Source organism: Halohasta litchfieldiae, assembly GCF_002788215.1.
GTDB classification, from domain to species: Archaea; Halobacteriota; Halobacteria; order Halobacteriales; family Haloferacaceae; genus Halohasta; species Halohasta litchfieldiae.
Genome location: NZ_CP024845.1, coordinates 2,320,050 through 2,340,428, shown reverse-complemented (window position 1 = coordinate 2,340,428; position 20,379 = coordinate 2,320,050). Strand labels below are relative to the sequence as shown.

Sequence of the window (20,379 nt, the reverse complement as noted above, 5' to 3'; positions counted from 1 at the left end):
TGTCAGGTTCAGATAGGAATTTCGATTGGGAGTCGCTTGCGGGCCTGATCGAGCATCGCGTCGACGCGGTCCTGGAACTCCTCGACAGAGCGTTCGACGTAGTGGACGCGCTGGCGAGGTATCCGACGGATAACATCGTTGCCGTCGGCATCGGTGCCGGTTTTGAGCTGCCAGTGGTCCTGGAAGTAGACGATGTGTTCGTTGTCGACTGTCCGTTTCGTTGTGTCGCCGTCAGGGTCGTCGAAGACGATTGTGGCCTTGCCTAACTCGGGATCCGAAACATCGAGTTCCGACTCGTCGTCGGTGTCGTGCGATTCGTCCGCAAGATCCTCGTCGACGCCGGGCTCTGCTTCGAGTTCCGGCTCGGGGTCTGAATCTGACTCGGACATACACGGAGCGAGGGTTGCCATGTGCAAAACACTGCGGGCCGAAATGCAGCGGTAACGAGACTGTACTGCGTGATTAGATGAACTGAAAACAAGTTAGCAATCAGTCCGCACTGACCTGCTGTGGATCCGCAAGGAAGGCCTTGACTCGGCGATCATGGAGCCGTTTCCGCTCGTCAAAGGCACCGTGTTTTGCGCCATCGATTGGTCGTGTTGCAAAGCGGTCTAGACTTTGCCGCTGGTACTCTCAATTGAGAGGTCACAGTTGATTGCTGTTTTGGTCGAACGTTGGAGCAGTTCGTCGAGGAACGCTTGGTAGTACTCGGGGTCGGCGTACTTCACCAACCGAAGTTGGAGTATCGCTTCCAATCCCTCTGCTGTCCAGCGCATCCACTGGTTCTTGCACCGCTTGCTGACCTCGCCCATCAGTCGTTCGACGGGGTTCGAGGTCCACGGAACCTCGAACCCCTCGACAGCGTGCTCGGCGAACGTCACAATCGACGGCAGCCACCGCCGAAGATACCCTGCAGCCTTTGCTGACCCGAACTGCTCCAGTTGCCACGCTGTCTTCTCTAATCGCTCTCTCGTTCGCGCGATCCGCGAGCGGATCGCCGCGAACTCCTCCGCTGGACGATGCTTCGCCACAGAGTTCTTCAGATGGAACACCTCGTCGATCACCTCCGAAACGATCTCCTTCCGACGGTCCAAGGAGAAGACGCCATCGTCCCAGAGGGTGTAACCCAGCGTTCGGCCGACGTGGACGAGATCGAGCTGGTGGTCACGGTTTTCGTCGGTAAAGGCTGTGACGATGCCGCTATCAGCGTCACTGACGACCGTCGCGTCGTCAGTGACTGCGCCGATATCATCGAGTTCGGCGGCAGTTTCGTCCCAGTCAGCGTTGACCGACAGATCCAGCAGGGAGCGTGACTCTTCGGCGGTGTCTTCGCCGAGCGTTGCTTGGACGGAGTGGGACGAGCGGTCGTCGTCTTGGCTGTGGCACTTTGTCCCGTCAGGAATGACGGCGTCAGCGTCTGTGCCAGCGACACAGTCTGGAAGGAACTGTTTGAGCTTGTGGCCGTATTTCTTGGCACGGCGGTTGATGGTGGTCGGCGACGGCATCGAGACGAAGCTGTCGCCGTGATTGGCAGCGTCTCGATAGCTGAGCGAGGTAGCGAGATCGACGCTTTTGGCGGCGATGTCCTGCTGATAGCGGTTCTGCCCGTCGAAGTCGAGAACGTCTTCGACGGGCCGGAAGTAGCTGGATTCGTCTGGGGAAGCGGCTGTATCTTCGACGTAGTGGAGAGAGAACTCGTGTTCTCCGGCAGTTGTGACAGCTGTGCGGGTGTCGGTGCCGGCGCGTTGGAAGCGCTGGTCACCGTTGCCATGTGCGTGTTTCTCACCACAGAGCGCCTCGACGCTGGCGGCGTCGAGGCTCTCGACCAGCGATTCGAGAAGGACTGCTTCGAGGTTCTGGTCAGTGACGGCCTCGGCAAGCGTGGCGAGCGGTAGCGTTTTGTCGTCGTCGATACTCAGTTCGAACCGCACGTCGATTGTGGCGTGCATGGGGTACCTCGGTTTGGACACCAGAGGCAACCCCGCCTTCACGGGAGTCAGTTACTACTGAACTCTAGAGGACTTTGCGACACGACCCATCGATTGCCAGCATACTGGCCTCCGGGATGCCATCGGCCGTCTCTCGGAGAATTGATTCGGGGAAAAACGGATCACTGCCCCCGCCGATGACGAAGCTGTCGGCTTCGATATCGCCGAGAGTCGACGTGCCATCGTAGTCGAGAATAGCCGACAGTGACCGCGAGACATCAGCCGGAACCGCTGGACGGGGAAGGACGAACCGGCCAACCGTCTGGATCGTCGGTGGTAGGCTGTACCGTCGCCAGTCACGAGAGCTGTAGAGCGCCGTCGCCAGCTCCGACCGGAGCTTGACCCACCGATGTCGGTCTGCGTACTGTTTCCAGCGGCTGACCGTCGACCGACCGGCGTCGACAACGCGGTTGCCGGAGCAGCTGACGATCAGCTGGTTGACCAGCTCCGGATAGCGTGCGGCAACCCCCTGGCCGATGAAGCCACCCATCGAGATGCCGAGAATATCGATAGGCGTTGGCACTGAATCGAGAATCTGTCCGTACTGCTCGGTGGCGTCGTCAATGGTGTAGTTCTCCGGCAGGCTGCGTGGTCGACTGATGAGATGGATCGTGTACTCATCGGTTAATCGGTGGAAGTAGCTCTGGAGGGCCCACGCCGCAGCAGGCGGATACCGACCACCGAACATCGCATCACCGAAGCCGGGGATCACGACCAACTGTTTGTCACCATCGCCGACACGAATATAGGGAAACGAGTCCAGAAGGTGGCTGGTCAGTAACTCAGTCATCACGCATGCTTCGGCTGTGGCGGTCAAAATACCGGGGTTGCGTCGGTTCTATGATATGGGAATATCCACTGAATTCGACGGGTGCCAACAGTTACCCTCAACAAACAGACACAATATAGTATGAGTGCTGCAGATCCCAGTCGACCGGCAGTGAGTTTTCCCGATGCGCTGTCGAGCCGTGAGCGATGGCTCGACCCCTTCGATTGGTATCGAGAGATGCGGGCCGAGTCACCGGTTCGGTACGATGCCGACCGAGAGCTGTGGGACGTGTTTCGGTACGAGGACGTGAAACGTGTCCTGAACACCGACGAACGATTCTCGTCGGACCCAGCGACAATGCCCGGCTTCGAGGAGGAGATCGCCGACTCGGAGGGCGAACCGCCGCCGGTGTTCGACACGATGCTGTTTGCCGATCCGCCGGAACACAACCGGCTCCGGGGTGTCGTAGAGGGGTTCTTCCAACCCCGAGCAATCGCCGAGCAGGCCGACCGGATTCGGGAGCTCACCGAGGAGTATCTCGACGACATCAAGGGTGGGGAAGTCGACCTCGTCTCCGAGGTGGCGTACCCCGTTCCGGTCGACGTGATTGCGATGATGCTCGGGGTGCCGACCGACGACCGCGCGCAGTTCAAGCGGTGGTCCGATACACTCATCGAGCGACCAAATGCGAAAACCGAGGCCGCAATGGAGGAGTTCCAACAGCGACAACAGCAGACACAGGCGGAGATGAGCCAGTACTTTGCGGAGCTGATCGAGGCGCGTCGAGCCGAGCCGCAGGATGATCTGATTACGGCGATCATAGAGGCGGAAGTCGACGGCCACCGGCTCTCGGAGCGCGAGATGGTCGGCTTCTGTACCCTGCTGTTGGTCGCTGGCAACATCACCACCACGAATCTGATCACTAACGCGATGCGGTGTTTCACCGCTCAGCCGGGTCTGCTCGACGACCTGAGAACCGGAGACGTGAAGCTGTCGACCGCAATCGAAGAGGCCCTCCGCTATCGGTCGCCCGTGCAGGCGCTGTTCCGGGTAACGACCGAGTCGGTCGAACTCAGTGGTCAGGAGATCCCGGCAGGCGAGGGAGTCGTAGCGTGGCTTGGGTCGGCCAATCGTGACGGAGACGTCTTCGACAGGGCCGACGAGTTCGTGGCCGACCGTCGACCGAACCAGCATCTCTCCTTTGGCCATGGGACCCACTACTGTCTGGGCGCACCGCTTGCACGACTCGAAGCCGAAATCATCCTCTCGTCGCTCTTAGAGCGATACGAGGCCATCGAGCCGGTCGAGGCCGACCTCCAGCCAATCCGAAGTTCGTTTATATATGGTGTCGAAGAATACCCGATTCGGGTGATCGAACAGTAGTCTTAAGCACGAAACGGAGACATGTTGACATGTATGGCGTCAAGCGAACCGGTTGAATCGGTCGACGAGACGGAGGCGACAGACGATGAGTCGACCGCTTCGGTGTCGTGGGGGCCAATTCGATTTGCTCGGGTTCGCTCGCTGCTGTTCGGCTGTCTACTCGTTTTTGTGGTTGGTATTGTCGGTGGTCTTGGTGTCCTCACAGCAATCATCGCACTCGACGTCCTCAGTGGTGAGTCACAGACATCCGGTTTTGTAGTCCTTGCTGTCGGGTTGATTTTCATCGGCGGACCGTTCTCTCTGTTCTACTGGTTGATTGCCTATGACAGGTCGACCAGTACCGAGCGAGCGTCGATCCGTGAACTGGTCGTGCAGACGCTCCCCGAGCGGTCGACTATCCGCCCGCTGTGGGTTGGCTGTGGCGCAGCCGTCAGTGTCGGATTCGTGTGGATCGGCTCCGAGTCATTGCTGGGCGTCCTCTCGATCCTCCCGCTGGTTTGTGGTCTCAGCTTTCCACTCGTCTTCGGGATGCGGGGAATCGAATACACGGTCGACTCCGACCGAAACACCGTTTCGACCCACGTGGAGTGGGGCGACAGAACGTTTGAGCAACAGCTTACATGGGCAGTTGGTGTCCGACGTGTCGACCTCGGCATCGTGAGTCTGTTTGTCTTCTCGAACCGAGGCAAACGGTGGTACGAGGGGCCGCATTCCCTCTTTGTTCCGACAGCGCTCGCAGCAGACGTCGAGCGACTGCTTCGGCAGATGGTCGAGGAGCAAGCGCCACCGACACCAATACGCAGGGACGAACGAATCATCGTTGGGGGTGTTGGGCTCTCGATGCTCGGAATCGGGCCACTGCTCTACCTGCTCAGCGGCGAAGCCGGACTGTTACTGCTCATTGCGGGCCCATCGGCATTCATTGCTCCCGGACTCCTGCTACATTCGATCAGGGGCTAAAGCGTCGTGACGCCCTCCAAGTCAGCACGAACCCTGACAACAAGCCGAACTTACTTGACGACCAACACGGTATGTCGACCCGGATGACCTCGGCCGAGTCAGCATCGACAGCAGCCGAACGGGATACTGTCGACCCAGCCAACGAGCACCATCCGAGTCAGGGAGTCGATCCGGTCGACCGGTCGGTGTCGTGGGAATCGATTGCACCGAACCGGTTCCGGTCGTTCGTTGCTGGTGGACTGGGGGGAATCATCGGGCTGGCTCTCGTGGCGGTTGCAACGCACAACCCACCGCTCATCAGTGGGGAGTGGCTCTCGGTCGACCCGCTGGCGTGGGTCGGCGGGCTTGTGGTCGTCGCTGGCGCGCTGGCACTCGGCTACTGGCTGTCGACAGCCAATGGGCCAATGGACGGAGAGCGAGATGCCGTCACAGAGCGGCTGGGCCAACAATCCGACTGGACGTGGATTCGCCCGGTCTGGGTCGGCTGTGGTGTCGTTGTATCCGGGATCACGATCTGGAGTCTCGGCGGTGCTGCGGCGAGTCTACACCTGTTTCCGATGGCCGCACTTTGGGTGTCGCTGCTATTTCAAGAGTGGGGTGTCAGACGAACGGTAGACCCGGAGGCGGGAGTCGTCGAGGCGAACCGACCGTCCTACACCCGACGTCGCAGTCTCGACTGGGCAGTTGGTGTTCGGCGGTTCGACGTTCTCGGCCGGAGCCTGTTTGTCGTCTCGAACCGAGGGAAACGGTGGTACACGGGGATTCACTTCCTCCCAGTTCCGGCTGCGCTGGCTTCACAAGTCGACGCGACACTCCAGCGGGTCGTCGACGAAAACGAGTCACCCGAACGCATCCGACGAGACGAACGAATCATTACCGCAGCCGTGGGGGTATCGATGCTCGCGGTTGGACCCCTGCTCTACCTGCTCAGTGGCGAAACCGCGCTGTTGCTGATCGCTGCTGGACCCTCAGCGATCATCGCCCACGGACTCCTGTTGCACGCCACTCGGGGATAGCTTCCCGACCCGACTTTCGGCGAGCCAGACAGTCGACCAGTCGCTCGATAAGACAGTCGACTACGCAAGACGGAGCGGCGAACTTTGTGCGTGGCCCTTGTATGTGTGGCTATGACAAACAACGTCGAACAGAGACGTCCCACCGCAGGCTCGGTCGACGACTGGTCGACCGATCCCGAACGCTGGTATGCGGCGTGTCAAGCCCAACTCGCGGCCTACTACGATGTCGAGGTCGAGTCCCGCACGGTCGAGACCGACAGCGCCGGACGAGTTCACTACCTCGTCGCCGGTGATCCCGATGGCAAGCCGGTGGTGTTACTGCACGGAGTCACCACGACGGCGGCGACGTGGCTCCCGATGGTGCCTGCGCTGACCGACGAGTATCGCCTTTATATCCCGGACCGGCCGGGACGCGGGCTGTCGGCCCCAGTCAGCTATCGCGGCCGGTACCTCCGGTCGTTTCTGGTCGCCTATCTCCGAGAACTGTTGGACGATCTCGATGTAGATCGGCCCCATGTGGTGGGCAACTCGTTGGGTGGGCTACAGGCACTGCTGCTCGCCATTGACCACGACCGCGTCGACCGCCTCTGTCTGGTGGGTGCCCCTGCTGGCATCTCAAAAGAGTTCTCGCTTGCGTGGCGACTGTTGACCGTCCGTGGCATCAATCGCCTGCTGTTGTGGCTCGACAAGCGAGGGGATCCGGTCGAGAACGCGAAGGAGGCGACTCGGCAGCGGCTCGTCGTCGACGCCTCGGCCATCCCCGAAGCGTTTTACGAACTCATGGCCGCCCGCCAGCAGCTCTCGGGGCGCGAAAAGAGCCTGCGGTCGCTGTTGACTGAGGAAGGATCGTTCGGCCGCATGCACCCATTGTTCGATATTCGGGAGGAAATCGCCGACATCGACCAACCGACCGGATTCATCTGGGGTTCGGCGGACGCCTTCTGGCCACCCGAAGTCGGTCGATCGATCGCAGATCGAATGCCCAACGCCGAGTTTTATGAGCTGGCCAATCATGGCCATATGCCGTGGATGGAACCGGGCGACGAAACAGCTGATCGAGTCCGGTCAGTTCTCGATGGGTGACCAGACACACAGACAGTCGACAGCTTCTGTACAAAGTATTCTCAATAGTCCTTTATTGAGTTTCGCGCGGAGTCAGTAACTGAACAACCCATGACAACTGTCTTCAAATCACCCGCTGCGTACGTACAGGGTCGTGGCGTAGCCACAGAAATTGCCGACCACACCGAACATCTCGGAGACACAGCCCTCCTGCTTGCCGATGAAGTCGTCCTCGATATTGTCGAGGAAACCATCGTCGGGAGTCTGCAGGAAGCCGGATTGAATGCCTCGTCGCTGGAGTTCCACGGTGAAGCCTCACAACAGGAGGTCGACCGCGTCGGAGACGTCGCCGCGGAGCGAGGCGCAGAGATCATCATCGGTGCTGGCGGTGGGAAAGCGATGGATACTGCCAAAGCCGCCCGCGAAGCAACCGGCGGCTCGATGGTTTCGATGCCGACAATCGCCTCAACCGACGCTCCAACGAGCGCGCTGTCAGTGATGTACAGCGAGCACGGTGAGTTCGAGGAGTACTGGTTCTACGAGCAACATCCGGACCTCGTTCTCGTCGATACGGAGATCATCGCGGCTGCACCAGCTCGATTTTTCCGCTCGGGGATCGCCGACGGACTCGCAACATGGTTCGAGGCAGATGCCACGAACCAATCGCACGGCGACACAATCGGCGGTGGCAAACCAACTCGCGCGGGACACCAACTTGCCCAGCTCTGCTACACAACACTCCGTCAGCATGGCGTCTCTGCGGTCGACGCGGTCGAAACCGATGCGGTCACCGAAAGCGTCGAGGCAGTGACCGAAGCCAACACGCTGCTGAGTGGGCTCGGATTCGAGAGCGGCGGCCTCGCCGCGGCCCACTCCGTACACAATGGCTTGACTCAACTGGAAGCAACACACGATGCAACCCATGGTGAAAAAGTCAACATCGGGACCATCTCACAGCTCGTCTTAGAGGGTCGAGACGACGAGTACATCGAGGACTATGTGCAGTTTTCACGCGACATTGAGCTGCCGACCACACTGGTAGATGTCGGGCTCGAAGATCCAACTCGCGACCAACTCGACACTGTTGCTGAGGCGGCCTGTGACGAGAACGAGACGATTCACAACGAACCGTTCGATGTGACGCCACCGATGGTTCGTGATGCAATCCGAACAGCCGACAGTATCGGTCGACGACTCAGTCGATAGTCATCCAGTCCACAGTGGTCGTACGAACCCACTGCAGCCGTCAGTGGTGGGCAGGCTACTCGATTTATTTTAAAAGCCAACAGAAATCGGAGAAAGCTAGTCGTTGTCGACCAGACCGGGATTCGTCACCGCACCTTTTGCGGCCGAGCCGAAGTCACGGGCGTATTTTCCCAGCACGCCGCTGGTGTACTGCGGTTCTCGTGGCTCCCACGCCTCGCGGCGCGAGTCGAGTTCGTCCTCCGAGAGGTCGACCGACAGTTCGCGCTCAGGGATGTCGACAGTGACCGTGTCGCCGTCTTCGAGGAGTCCGATTGGACCGCCGTCTTTGGCCTCAGGGGCGACGTGACCGATCATCGGGCCGCGCGTCGCGCCGGAGAACCGACCGTCGGTCAGTAGTGCCACGTCGTCCTCGTGGCCTGCACCGACGACCGCCGCGGTGACACCAAGCATTTCTCGCATTCCGGGGCCGCCGCGTGGACCCTCGTTGCGGATGACGAGCACGTCACCCGACTCGATGTGACCCTCTTGGACGTAGGCCATCGCGTCCTCCTCGTTTTCGAAGACGCGGGCTGGCCCCTCGTGGTGGAACTTGTCGTCACCGGTGACTTTGAGCACCGAGCCGTCGGGGGCGAGGTTGCCGGTGAGGATCTTGATCGCACCCTCCTCGGAGTACGGGTCGTCGACCGTGTACAGATAGTCGGCGTCGAGCGTCTCATCGTCGGGAAGCAGCCCCTCGGCTTCAAGATGAGCGAGTTCCTCGGCGAGCGTGCGACCGGTGACGGTCATCGCGTCGCCGTGGATCAGGTCCGCATCCAGCAGGCGGCGGAGGACGACCGGCACACCGCCGAGTTCGAACAGATCGTTCATGACGCGGGTGCCGCCGGGCTGGAGGTTGATGATCTTCGGGGTGCGGCGGGAGATCTCGTCGAACTCCGTGATATCGAGGTCGACGCCCGCTTCTGCGGCCAGCGCCAGCAGGTGGAGGACGGCATTGGTCGAGCCGCCGGTGGCGACCTGCAGGGCGATGGCGTTCTCGAAGGACTTCTTCGAGAGAATGCCGGAGGGGCGACGGTCGTTTTCGACGGCGTCGACGGCGATCTCACCGGCGCGCTGGGCGATCTCGTAGCGGTCGTCGTGTTCGGCAGGGGCCGCAGCCGAGCCGAGCGGTGCGAGGCCAAGGGCTTCGGAAATCGACGCCATCGTGTTGGCGGTGAACATCCCACCACAGGAGCCAGCGCCGGGACAGGCGTGGCGCTCCATCTCGTCGAGTTCGTCTTCTTCCATTTCGCCTTGGGCGACCGCACCGACACCTTCGAAGACGTTCTGGATGGTGATCTCGCGGCCGTCGTGTTCGCCGGGCATGATCGAACCGCCGTAGAGGAATACGCTGGGGAGATCTGTTCGGATCGAGGCCATCATCATCCCGGGCATGTTCTTGTCACAGCCGCCGATGGTCACGAGGCCGTCCATGCGCTCGCCAAAGGAAACGAGTTCGACCGAATCGGCGATCATCTCTCGGGAGATGAGCGAGGCTTTCATTCCCTCGGTACCCATCGAGACGGCATCCGAGATCGTGATCGTCCCGAACTCGATTGGCATCCCGGAGCCGTTGTCGACGCCCTCGTAGGCCGCCTCGGCGACGTCGTCGAGGTGAACGTTACAGGGTGTGATGTCGGCGGCGGGGTTGGCGACGCCGATCATCGGCGAGGAGAGATCCTCGTCGTCGTAGCCCATTGCCCGGAACATCGCCCGGGAGGGAGCTTGATCGGTTCCCTCGGTGACTTCGCTGCTCCGCAGATTCGGGTCCTTGCCCGACTGCTCGCGAGATTCCTGCTTACTCATGGCACACAGTTGCCGCCCGGTGGGTTAAAAATGATCGATAAGCAGGAACCGAACCGTGAGGGCTTTGCGGGCCGAGTGCGGAGAAGCAGACAGTGAGTTCCGACACCAGCGAGTCGACCGGCGAGCACAGCGAGGGCGGCTACGTCCACCGGCCCGACAAAGCAAGCACGGTCGAATCCGGGGAGTCCGAAGCCTACACTGGCGAGCCGGACGGCGAGGGGTTCGGCAGCCAAGGCTGGATTCTCGTTGCTGGCGTCATCGTCTGCTTTCTGGTGATTCCCGGCGTTATCTATCTGTACCCAACCGCCCCAGCCCAACTCGGCTGGACGTTCTTTGCGACGTTTTTGGCCTTGCCGCTCGTTCCAGCAGTCCTCCTTGGGCTGCTTGCGGTGTGGTCGATGCAGGCCGCGGCGTAGCTACCCTTTTAAAATAGTGAGACAAGGTGAATCGGGGTTCGACTGCAGAGCGTCGACTATTCGGTGAGCTGGAGGATGTTGCCGTTCCGGCTGATGTGAAGGTCGCGACCGACCTCGTAGCCAAAGGAGTTGGCCGTGTCGACGTAGCCCGACAGGCCTTTCAGGTTCTGGTGGGCCGGAATCAGCTCTTTGGGCTGGAGTGCATCGAGCATCTGGTAGTGGCCCTCTTGGCTGAGGTGGCCCGAGACGTGGATGTCGTCGTAGATCCGTGCGCCCTGCATTTTCAGGAGGCGCTCGGACTGGTAGCGGTTCCCCTCGTTTGTCGGCTCGGGAATGATCCCGGCCGAGAAGATGACCTTGTCGCCGTTGTCGAAGTCATAGTTGGTCTCGCCGCGGCCCATTCGGGTCAGCAGCGCCCGTGGCTCGCCCTGATGGCCCGTCACGATTGGCAGGAAGTTCTCCTTGCCGTCTTTCATGATGCGGTTGAGGCTCTGGTCGATGGCGCGTCGATGACCGTACATCTCGATGTCGTCAGGAAGGTCGACGTCGAGATGCGTTGCGGTCCCGGTGTATTTCTCCATCGAACGCCCCAGCAGGATCGGTTTGCGGCCAATCTCTTGAGCGAATTCGAGGAGGCTGGAGACACGGGCGATGTGGCTTGCGAAGGTAGTCGCAACCATGCCGCCGTCGTAATCTTCGAGACTGAGCATGGTGTCGTGGAGCTCTTTTCGGGCAACCGACTCGGAAGGTGTCCGACCCTTCCGGTTGGCGTTCGTACAGTCTTCGAGATAACAGAGGACACCCTCGCCCTCGCGGCCGATCTCGCGGAACCGTTTCATGTCGAACGGATCACCGAGCACTGGGTTGTGGTCGATACGTTTGTCAAGCCCGTAGACAATGGCTCCTTCCGGGGTGTGGAGGACCGGGTTGATGGCGTCAATCGTCGAGTGGGTGACGTTGACGAACTCCATTTCAGTCTTGTCGCCGATCCGCATCGTCTCGCCGGCGTTCATGACCTGCAGGTCATTCTGGACGTCGAACTTGTCCTCGTCGCGGATCTGTTCGCGGACGAGTTCGATGGTGAATGGGGTCGCAACGACGGGGGCGTCGTAGCGGTGGGCGAGTTTGGGGATCGCGCCGATGTGGTCGAGGTGGCCGTGGGTCGGGACGATGGCCTTGATCTCGCCGTCGAGTTCGCTCATCACGCGGTCGTCGGGGATCGCGCCCATATCGATGAGATCCAGACTGTGCATGCGCTCAGTCTGGACGTTGTCGTGAATCAGTACCTGCGAGAGGTTCAGGCCCATATCGAAGATGACGATGTCATCGTCCATACGGACTGCCGTCATCTGTCGACCAACCTCTTCGTAGCCGCCAACTGTCGTAATTTCTATTTCCATAGGTGTTCCGAACGGGAGCTGGTCCACGGAGACGGCGAGGAATCGAGACAGCCACGGAGGAGGTCGACAACTGCACGACACCGCCCGGGAGATCCGATTCGGAGACCCGTCGTCTACGGGAACAGCGCGTTGGTTATTCCTATAGCTGATCCCGAGACGTAAATAGCCGGTGAATCACGGCGATGTGGCCCAAAAGTGAAGAGAGTCGACGGCCAGACAACTACTCGCTGTCGAACGGAACGAACCGGCCGTTGATATCCCATTCGTGAATACAGTAGACGCTGCCGGGGTCATCGCCGACAACCTCCCACGAGTCGGTTGTCGCGTTCCACTGCTCGGCTCTCCCGCATCGTTCACACGTTCGGTCTGTCGGTCGACGAAGCGCTGCAGTCATACTGAGAACCGAGGCGTCCACTGATTTAAACGTGACTTTTGTTGCCATACAGCGACACTGTACGACCCACGCAGAACTCCCGGACTGGTCAAATGAATAGTTTTTGCGCTAAACAACCCATATTAAACCACAAACGTGTGTCTGAATGTCTGATATAGTAGCCGAGAGTGGCAAAAAGGTTTATTTGTTGGCTCATGCCTAGACTGTCATATGATACCCAATAACGCTGATATCGACCCCTACGCTCCGGAGTTGAACTACTTCGAGTGTCGGGACTGTAGCACCCGAACGACAAGCGAAACGCGGCTGACGACCTGTGGGGCATGTGGTGGTTACCTCGACAACATCGCCGTTCCGCGGGAGTAAGCGGCCGAGCCGCCGGAGTCATTGATTCGGCGCCGAAGCTACACTGATTCCGACTCTCCCTCGGCGGGTTGTGAGGGACTGGGTTTGATCCCGCCGGCCAGTCGGTCGACGACGAGCACCGCACCAGCGCCCAGCACGGCAAACAGACAGAACAGCCCAACGGTCGACGGCGTCCATGCCGCGCCAGCATCGGCCAGTTCTATCGTTGTCTGTTCGACCGGCGCTCGGAGCGCCCCGAGGACGAGACTCACGAGGAAGGCGAGTGTGGCCTCTCGGTAGCGGTCGAGTGCCCACCGAACGCTGTGAGCCAACGTGAACAGTCCGACGACGCCGCCGGCCATGAACGTCACTACTGGCACCGCCGCTTCGACGAGCGTGTCGGTTAGCCCGCCGCTGAGACTCCCGACCAGCGCATCGGTAAACCGACTCAGCGCGGTCGACATATACTCGTACTGCCCGAGCATGAGCAACAGCAGCGAACCCGAGACCCCGGGGAGAATCATCGCACTCACCGCGAGTGCGCCGGCGAGAAAGATGATTGGCAGCGACGACCCCAGTGTGCCTGCGGCATAGCCGGAGAGCAGAAATGCGAGGACGAATCCACCCCCAGCGGCGGCCTGTCGACGGCGTGTCGAAAGCGAGACCGCACTGTAGAGGACGACCACCGAAGCCCCGATCAGCCCGAAAAAGAAGCCGTAGGTTTCGACGGGGTTCGTCTCCAACAGGATGCTGACCAGCCGGAGGACGGTGACGACCGCGGTTGCGATCCCAGCACCGAGCGCAAGCAGAAATCCGGTGTCGATTTCGCGGAGGGCGCCGACCGCCTCGGGTCGACCTTCGGCCCGGAGTCCGCCGAGGATCGTTCGGAGTCGACCGGGCTGGATAGCGGTGACCGCGCTGATCAGTCGTTCGTAGATGCCCACTATAAGGGCGATAGTGCCGCCGGAGACGCCGGGGACGGCATCCGCCGCACCCATACCGAGACCGCGGAGATAGATCCCAGTCAATTCGCGGAGTGTTGTCATTACCGACTACTGGGCGTCCCACAACATAGGTAGTTCGGGTTTACCAATCGACAGTGGTCGTTGACTGACTGACGACGAGTAGTAGGTAGAGGCTACGCTTGAGTGGGCTGTTGGTGGTTCAGATCGACGAAAACTGCAGGAGTAGTCAGTGCTTACTGACCGTTTTCAATAGTCTGTCCCGCTGTTGTAGCCTCAGAGATGTCGACAGTAACCACGCTGTCGTCGGCCCCGACAACCTGTGCCTCCGAGACACCCGTTTGAATCGTGGCCGCAGTACCGTTAGTACTGAACGTATACTGGCCGGTTGCCTGAACGCTCGTGTTCGTGTAGCCGTTTTCCGGACCGAACTCGTCGTACCCCGTCGTGGAGTACGGCAGCGTCATCTCGAAGGCACCGTTGGCGTCGGCAGTCGCATACTGCGTGTAGCTAAACGTCTGGCTGCCTTCGGGGTATTGCATCTCGACAGTTGCGCGGACCTCTTCGCCCGGCGCTGCACCCGTTCCCTCGACAGTCGCTCCGGGAACTCGCTCGAAGGTCTTCACCCAGTTTGGTGTCGTTCTGGTGAGTTCGTTGATATCGAGCCTAGTCGACTGGGCTGTTTGGAACAGTTGCTGTTGATAGCCCCGAGAGCTACGGAGCGCGTTCGACTGGCTGGCTTTAACTAGTCGGTAGTGTTCGAGCGCGTCGACGCGTTCTGTCGGATTTGCACCGATCCCGCCGAGCTGTGCACCGGGCGTCTCGTTGACGTAGCTTTCAGCCTCCGAAAGTGTGTCGAACGTCTGGATGTCCTCATTCGGATCGAACGCATTGATCGTGACCTGTTGACCGCTCTGGGTTTGAGCGGTTGTCGGCTCGGTTTCGATCACGGTTGGATCAGGGGTGGCCGCACTCCCGTGGTAGTTGTAGAGCCGGACCATCTGGCTGTCGTAGTAGCGCTGGGTTTGGAGCGTGATCGGCGCGCGGAACCCTTGTTGGCCCTGCTCGTTTTCGACAGTCGGGTAGGCTTGGTTGACGAAGTCGGATTGGCTTACGTCTTCCTCGTCGTAGAACACAATCGGCGCACCGAACTTGGAGTTCGGCGACACCATCTGCCAGTCGACCATCACGTATCGCGTCTCGTCGTTGTCGCCCATTTTCTCGCCGAGCGCGTCGGCTGCCCGCTGTTCGGATGGGGCTAACAGGTAGTTGGCCGCTTCAGTCGCACCCTGCTGGAATGGGTTGGCGTTCGGAATCCGCTCACCGTTGGTCGTGATCCAGTGACCGTAGTCCCACCACGACTGGACGCCGTAGGCACCCTCCGGATACTCGAAGTCATCGTCAGCAGGACGCTCGTAGGTGCCGTACAGCTCCATCGGATTGTTCGCGCCTTCAAGTTCGCCCGGCTGCGGCGTCTCGGTGCTCATCCATTGGAAGCTGTCGTCCCATTGGGTCACTCCACCGGGACCATTGCGGTCACCAGTGGCCCATGCCGACCCTGCAAAGGGAACCAGCAGCGGGACGGTGAGTATCAAGACAACGGCCACCACAGCCATCACTTGCCAGCCTTCGAGGCTCTGAACCGACTCTCGGAGCGACTCGCCGGTAGCATTGATGTCGACGGCGTCGACAACCTGACCGATGAAGATCGCACTGAATACGGCGACCACGATAGCCAGATAGTAGTTGAACCGAACCTGTGTGAATGCTGCCGAGGTGATGAATGCCGCCCAGACGAGCGCGTAGAGTTCTGCAGCGTCATACCGATGGCGGAGCGTTGCACCGACAAGCAAGCCCGTGGCAATAATCAAGCCAAGGACCTGCCACTCTTGACCGATGAAACCAGCAATCGAATCAAGCACTGGTGTGGCGAGGTAGATGAGTCCGACTGTCGCGAGACTTCCGACGACATAGATGGTGTCATTAGTGTCGTCGCTTTTGATGAGTGGTCGACCGAGAATGATGAGTGCGGCCGCGAGCGCAGCGAAGAATGCGAGGCCATACTCGGAGTAGATGATATTGAACGGAGAGCCCTGGCTGAGGAAGGGTTGGGCTTCTCCAATCGTCCGTGTACCTGCATTGGCGCTAAATCCAACTGTATTCAAGAACTGACTGATGATTGAACGGACCGTACCGGGGATAACGAGTAGAGAGGTCCCAAAGAGGACCGCAAGAATTCCACCGACTGCGGATGGATACAGTGACGAAGAGAGATTACGGGCATCCCATTGACGAGCGAGGAATGCAAGAAACACACAGCCCAGACCCACACCGAGTGGAAGAATTACTTGGAGAAGAGAGTAGCTTGTCGATCCACCAATACTGAAGCTGGTTAGTGGAACGAACATAAGCAATCCAGTGACTGTCATCGAGACGGCACCGACAAATGCAATCGGTTCCGGACTCTGGTTGTGATAGACATCGCTTGTGAGTTTGATAGCGAAGTAGATACCGGTAAACCCGACAAGGAGAACACCTGGTGGCCAAGTCCACATGTAGAGAGCCGCAGCGATACCGGCTCCAACTGAGTAGAACAATGGAGTTCGAAGAGCCTCAAAATCACGGTCGACGACTAACTCCCAAATCGGCTGTTCACGTTGCGCAACACTGAGAGCACCAATGAAAGCCAAGACTGCGAGTGTCTGGAAAAACACCTCTGCTGCGTGGTGGTCGAAAAAGCCAACCAAGGTATAATTGAGCACGCTTCCAGGGAGCAGTGCAAGGACGGCAACTCCTGCGAGTGCTGGGCCACGTCCAGCAAGGCGAGCTGCGATGAGATATGTTGGAATCACTGCAAGCACCAAGAAGACCGGTGCGGCAACAAGCATAATTAGGGTCGCGTATTCTCCGGACGGATCACCAAAACTAGTCAGGAGAATGAACCCACTCACAAGCTGGTCAAACAGCGTCCCGAACTGCTCGGCATTTACCCCAGATGGATAGTTGGTCCATGGGTCGAACGGCATTGTCGACGGGAAATTGTCGAGGAGATACGTTGTCTCTCGGAAATGATACCACGGGTCGTTCCCACGGAACGTAATACCACCATTCTGGAAGTTACTTAGTGCACGGAGACGCGTGGCCAACATAAACGCCATCAACGCCACAAGCACAGGAATATGATACCACTGCTTGGCATACGCGAGAACAGAGTTCTCGGACTCTGTCTGACTCTCGCTCCGCTGTTCTGCTGCATTGCTCATTATGTTGAAGCAGTTTCAAGCACTCAATAAGCCTTGTGAAGTGTTGGTGGAACGAACTGGTTCGTATGTAGAAATCCTTATTGACTGGAGTGAGCAATCGGTGGCTAATGGACGTTTCCGTCGTTATTTGTACCTATTCGATGGAGCGCTACGATGTGTTTTCGGAGTGCGTCGAGAGCGTGTTAGCTCAGAGTTACGAGCCACTTGAGATTGTTATTGTCGTCGACGGTAATCCGGAGGTGTTTGACCGTGTGCAAGAAGATTTCGGTCATCATGAGAATCTCGTCATACATAATAACGACGAGAACCGTGGAATCTCCTACTCACGAACGAAAGGGGCGAGACTCGCATCTGGGGAGATCGTTGCGATGATTGATGATGATGCGGTTGCCGAGCCGGATTGGGTTTCGGAGCTGGTGTCAGTCTATGAGTCGAGTGATGCAGTTGCCGTCGGTGGACATGTGGCACCGAACTGGGTTTCTGGCAAACCGGACTTCTTTCCCGAAGAGTTCTACTGGCTTGTCGGCTGTGACGAACGAGGATTTGGTGAACATATGGAGGAAGTGCGGAACACGTATGGATCAAACATTTCATATAAACGAGACGTATTTCTAGAAGTTGGCGGCTACGACGAAAACACCGGGCGAAAAGGTGATCGACATATTCAAGCTCACGAAGCTCCGGTCTGTGTTCGGATTCGGAAATTAACCGGCAACGGTGTTATCTATACGACAGACGCAATTGTTCATCATACGCTCTTTGATTATCGGGGAGAATTTCGCTGGTTGGCTTCCCGGTCGTTCTGGCAGGGTTATTCGAAACGGATCATGGATCAAATCCTTCCAGAAACAAGTAGTGACAAAAACGAGTATCTGAAGCGGTTGATGATGGAGTTCGTGCCATTACGAATCAGTAGGTTGGTTCGACAGCCCTCGACCGCACAATTGAAGCAGCTGATCGCAATATTTGTGTTTACCGCTGCAGTTGGATTTGGGTATCTATACGGCTTGACTAAGAGACAGTTCTCGATTAATGATGGATCTGAGTTGTCGACGGCATAAATGGCAGAAATATGCACATTCTATATTTACTAAACGAATTTCCAAAGCTGTCTGAAAGCTTTGTTATCAATGAGATTCATGGATTGGAACAACGAGGACACGAAATCTCAATTATTGCGTTGAAAAAAACGGGAGAGATCATTAAACATGACGAACTTGCTGAGCTAGATGCGACAGTACGATTTCTACCATCACCGGGAGTTCAGTCGGCTATTCAAGCAGTTAGTCGACCACTGAAGCTTGCGGAGGGGTACAATCAGTTACAATTACTCTCGATGAAAAAAGCAATTGGAACAAGATACATTGCGGGACACTTAAATCGAGAGATAAGATCGCTGCCAAATGTTCCAGATCATATACATACTCATTTCTTCGATTGGCCGAAGTTTTCACTCAGTTATATCGGTTTTGACATACCAATGACGATCACTGCCCATGCGTTCGGACTATTTCAAGAGGGAACAAATACCCAACGCCGCGCGCTTGCAGACCGTGTCGATCGGATCGTAACGATATCCGAGTACAATCGTACCTACCTCAGAGAGACAGTCGGTATCGGAACACCTATTGACGTCGTTCGGATGGGAATACGATCCGAAAAATTCAATCCGATAGGGACCACTGTCGACGGTCGCTTCCTTACTGTTGCACGATTCGTGGAAAAGAAAGGAATCCGATATGCCATAGATGCTATCACAGCAGTTGCTGACCAGTATCCCGAGATCGAATATCATATCATCGGCAGCGGGCCATTGGAAGCAGACTTCCGTGAACAGATCGTTTCCAATGGGCTTACAGAGCAGGTTCAGCTACTCGGTCGAGTGAGTGATGAACGACTCATTCAGGAATTAAATGAAGCATCGGCATTTCTCCTCCCCTGTGTCATCGCAGCCGATGGTGACAGGGATGGCATTCCTGTCGCGCTTATGGAAGCAATGGCAATGAAAACAGTCCCAATATCGACAACTGCCTCTGGGATCCCAGAGCTCATTCAGCACAACAAGAATGGCTTGTTAGTGGAGCCGAAAGACAGTGAACAGCTTTCGGCAACCATCATGACACTCCTGAGCAACCCACAACGACACAGAGAATTAGCTGCCGAAGCACGCAAACGTGTCTGTGAAATGTATAATGTTACACAGCAGGTCGACGGAATGATCAACGTTATGAATCGGTGTGCTGAGCCGTGATCCGATCGGAATCGAAAAGTAACGACTCGTATTCGTCGACAATGCGATCAACACGGAACATCTCGGCGCGACTACGTAGCTTTGTTTCGTCATGTTCTTTGGTAAGCTCTGTTTCAATCATGGCCGACAACCTCTCAACATCACCAACAGGAACTAACCGGCCGTACTCTCCATCAACGAGGATTTCACGTGGTCCGTTCGGACAGTCCGTCGAAACCACGGGGCAGCCACAAGCAAGCGCCTCGATGATACAGAGACCGAACCCCTCCCATTTTGATGATAAGACGAACAGATCGGCGCGTGAGAGATATTTGTACGGATTATCGACGTACCCAGTAAACTCAACAACATCACTGATCCCGAGTGATGCTGCGAGGGCTTGGAGTGACTCTCTAAGCTCACCATCACCCAAGATGAGGAGACGTGCACTAGGAGTACCAGCGTGGACTGCTGCAAACGACTGTAACAGAGTCGAGAAATCTTTCTGTGGCGTCAACCGTCCCAATCCGACGATTGTCTGGTAGGAATTAGATAACCACCGATGTGTGAGTGGTTCGTTCGCTCGTTCGTCGACCATTGATAATTCAATTGGGTTATATATAGTTGTAATTTTTTCCGACGAGACAGAGAATTCGTCGACAAGATCGGCTTTGACCCCGTTTGAGATAGCGAGAATCCGATCTGCTCGACTGTAGACGAACGGAAGCAGATTCCGTCCGATAACGTGGCGTGCTGAGTTTGACGAGAGATGGATCGATGGTGTGTTTGCGACTCTCAATACGAGTCGACTGTTTGATCGGGTGAGGAAATGACTCATCATCACGAGAATATTTGAGAGGTAGATCGTCGAAACTATCACCGAGGGGTGCTGTGTCTGAAGATAGTTGATAAGCGAGGGGAGAGCTACTGACAAGCGCGAGTGATCGAATCCAAGAACTGTGATCTCTGAGGGGAGATCCGCATCCGAGCCGTCAGTTTCGCCCAACAGAAGGTCGACGCTGTAGCCCCGACTACTCAGCTCGGATGCGACAGTCGTGATAACGCGTTCCGCACCGCCGCCGTATGCAGAAGGTAAAAAAAAGGCAATGTCACTGTTTTCATCCATACTCTCACGCTTGTCGA

Annotated in this window: 18 protein-coding genes; 9 read left to right on the top strand and 9 right to left on the bottom strand. The window is 57.8% G+C overall.

Annotation, left to right across the window (positions count from 1 at the left end; genetic code table 11):
* Nucleotides 1–8 precede the first annotated feature (8 nt).
* The 3 genes from HALTADL_RS17810 to HALTADL_RS11825 all read right to left on the bottom strand — a co-directional run bounded on the left by HALTADL_RS17810 (nucleotide 9) and on the right by HALTADL_RS11825 (nucleotide 2,778).
* A complete protein-coding gene (locus tag HALTADL_RS17810) occupies nucleotides 9–389 on the bottom strand; it encodes a hypothetical protein (RefSeq protein ID WP_218143706.1) in 381 nt (126 codons plus the stop codon).
* Between the two features lie 222 nt (nucleotides 390–611).
* The gene (locus tag HALTADL_RS11830) at nucleotides 612–1,949 is read right to left on the bottom strand and encodes an ISH6-like element ISHla10 family transposase (RefSeq protein WP_012659191.1); all 1,338 of its coding nucleotides are present in this window, start codon (nucleotides 1,947–1,949) and stop codon (nucleotides 612–614) included.
* Nucleotides 1,950–2,013: 64 nt separating this feature from the next.
* Nucleotides 2,014–2,778, bottom strand: coding sequence for an alpha/beta fold hydrolase (locus tag HALTADL_RS11825; protein ID WP_089673721.1), 765 nt, complete (start codon nucleotides 2,776–2,778; stop codon nucleotides 2,014–2,016).
* Nucleotides 2,779–2,898: 120 nt separating this feature from the next.
* Between HALTADL_RS11825 and HALTADL_RS11820 the strand changes: the two genes are divergently transcribed.
* From HALTADL_RS11820 to HALTADL_RS11800, 5 genes are all read left to right on the top strand, one after another.
* Nucleotides 2,899–4,140 carry a cytochrome P450 gene (locus HALTADL_RS11820; RefSeq protein ID WP_089673720.1) on the top strand — a complete coding sequence of 414 codons (1,242 nt, stop codon included), beginning with the start codon at nucleotides 2,899–2,901 and terminating at the stop codon, nucleotides 4,138–4,140.
* Nucleotides 4,141–4,173: 33 nt separating this feature from the next.
* Complete coding sequence (locus HALTADL_RS11815) at nucleotides 4,174–5,100, top strand: hypothetical protein (protein ID WP_089673719.1); 927 nt, start codon at nucleotides 4,174–4,176, stop codon at nucleotides 5,098–5,100.
* Between the two features lie 71 nt (nucleotides 5,101–5,171).
* A complete protein-coding gene (locus HALTADL_RS11810) occupies nucleotides 5,172–6,116 on the top strand; it encodes a hypothetical protein (RefSeq protein WP_089673718.1) in 945 nt (314 codons plus the stop codon).
* Nucleotides 6,117–6,227: 111 nt separating this feature from the next.
* Nucleotides 6,228–7,199: an alpha/beta fold hydrolase gene (locus HALTADL_RS11805; RefSeq protein WP_089673724.1), complete on the top strand. Its 972-nt coding sequence runs from the start codon at nucleotides 6,228–6,230 to the stop codon at nucleotides 7,197–7,199.
* Between the two features lie 90 nt (nucleotides 7,200–7,289).
* Nucleotides 7,290–8,384 (top strand): glycerol dehydrogenase, encoded by a 1,095-nt coding sequence (locus tag HALTADL_RS11800; RefSeq protein ID WP_089673717.1) that lies wholly within the window; start codon nucleotides 7,290–7,292, stop codon nucleotides 8,382–8,384.
* A gap of 96 nt (nucleotides 8,385–8,480) precedes the next feature.
* On the opposite strand, the gene ilvD is transcribed toward HALTADL_RS11800, so the two are convergent.
* Complete coding sequence (ilvD, locus tag HALTADL_RS11795; protein ID WP_089673716.1) at nucleotides 8,481–10,226, bottom strand: dihydroxy-acid dehydratase; 1,746 nt, start codon at nucleotides 10,224–10,226, stop codon at nucleotides 8,481–8,483.
* 92 nt (nucleotides 10,227–10,318) lie between these two features.
* Here ilvD and HALTADL_RS11790 point away from each other — a divergent pair, with 92 nt between their 5' ends.
* Complete coding sequence (locus HALTADL_RS11790; protein WP_089673715.1) at nucleotides 10,319–10,642, top strand: hypothetical protein; 324 nt, start codon at nucleotides 10,319–10,321, stop codon at nucleotides 10,640–10,642.
* A 56-nt stretch (nucleotides 10,643–10,698) separates the two neighbouring features.
* Here HALTADL_RS11790 and HALTADL_RS11785 read toward each other — a convergent pair whose 3' ends face one another.
* Nucleotides 10,699–12,042: an RNase J family beta-CASP ribonuclease gene (locus HALTADL_RS11785; RefSeq protein ID WP_089673714.1), complete on the bottom strand. Its 1,344-nt coding sequence runs from the start codon at nucleotides 12,040–12,042 to the stop codon at nucleotides 10,699–10,701.
* A gap of 220 nt (nucleotides 12,043–12,262) precedes the next feature.
* Nucleotides 12,263–12,436 (bottom strand): HEWD family protein, encoded by a 174-nt coding sequence (locus tag HALTADL_RS17805; protein ID WP_177171962.1) that lies wholly within the window; start codon nucleotides 12,434–12,436, stop codon nucleotides 12,263–12,265.
* Between the two features lie 210 nt (nucleotides 12,437–12,646).
* On the opposite strand from HALTADL_RS17805, the gene HALTADL_RS17045 reads away from it, so the two are divergent.
* Nucleotides 12,647–12,802, top strand: coding sequence for a rubrerythrin-like domain-containing protein (locus tag HALTADL_RS17045; RefSeq protein ID WP_109561565.1), 156 nt, complete (start codon nucleotides 12,647–12,649; stop codon nucleotides 12,800–12,802).
* Nucleotides 12,803–12,840: 38 nt separating this feature from the next.
* Here the strand turns inward: HALTADL_RS17045 and HALTADL_RS11775 are convergent, their stop codons facing one another.
* Entirely contained in the window at nucleotides 12,841–13,827 is a 987-nt protein-coding gene (locus HALTADL_RS11775) for a DUF368 domain-containing protein (RefSeq protein WP_100190889.1), read from the bottom strand.
* A gap of 152 nt (nucleotides 13,828–13,979) precedes the next feature.
* The gene (locus HALTADL_RS11770) at nucleotides 13,980–17,006 is read right to left on the bottom strand and encodes an oligosaccharyl transferase, archaeosortase A system-associated (RefSeq protein WP_089673712.1); all 3,027 of its coding nucleotides are present in this window, start codon (nucleotides 17,004–17,006) and stop codon (nucleotides 13,980–13,982) included.
* A gap of 107 nt (nucleotides 17,007–17,113) precedes the next feature.
* On the opposite strand from HALTADL_RS11770, the gene aglG reads away from it, so the two are divergent.
* Together aglG and HALTADL_RS11760 are read left to right on the top strand one after the other, a co-directional pair.
* The gene (gene aglG, locus HALTADL_RS11765) at nucleotides 17,114–18,067 is read left to right on the top strand and encodes a glucosyl-dolichyl phosphate glucuronosyltransferase (protein ID WP_089673711.1); all 954 of its coding nucleotides are present in this window, start codon (nucleotides 17,114–17,116) and stop codon (nucleotides 18,065–18,067) included.
* 11 nt (nucleotides 18,068–18,078) lie between these two features.
* Entirely contained in the window at nucleotides 18,079–19,257 is a 1,179-nt protein-coding gene (locus HALTADL_RS11760) for a glycosyltransferase (RefSeq protein WP_089673710.1), read from the top strand.
* On the opposite strand, the gene HALTADL_RS11755 is transcribed toward HALTADL_RS11760, so the two are convergent.
* The gene (locus HALTADL_RS11755; protein WP_089673709.1) at nucleotides 19,232–20,362 is read right to left on the bottom strand and encodes a glycosyltransferase; all 1,131 of its coding nucleotides are present in this window, start codon (nucleotides 20,360–20,362) and stop codon (nucleotides 19,232–19,234) included. The two genes, HALTADL_RS11760 and HALTADL_RS11755, sit on opposite strands and share 26 nt — an antisense overlap.
* Nucleotides 20,363–20,379: the final 17 nt, after the last annotated feature.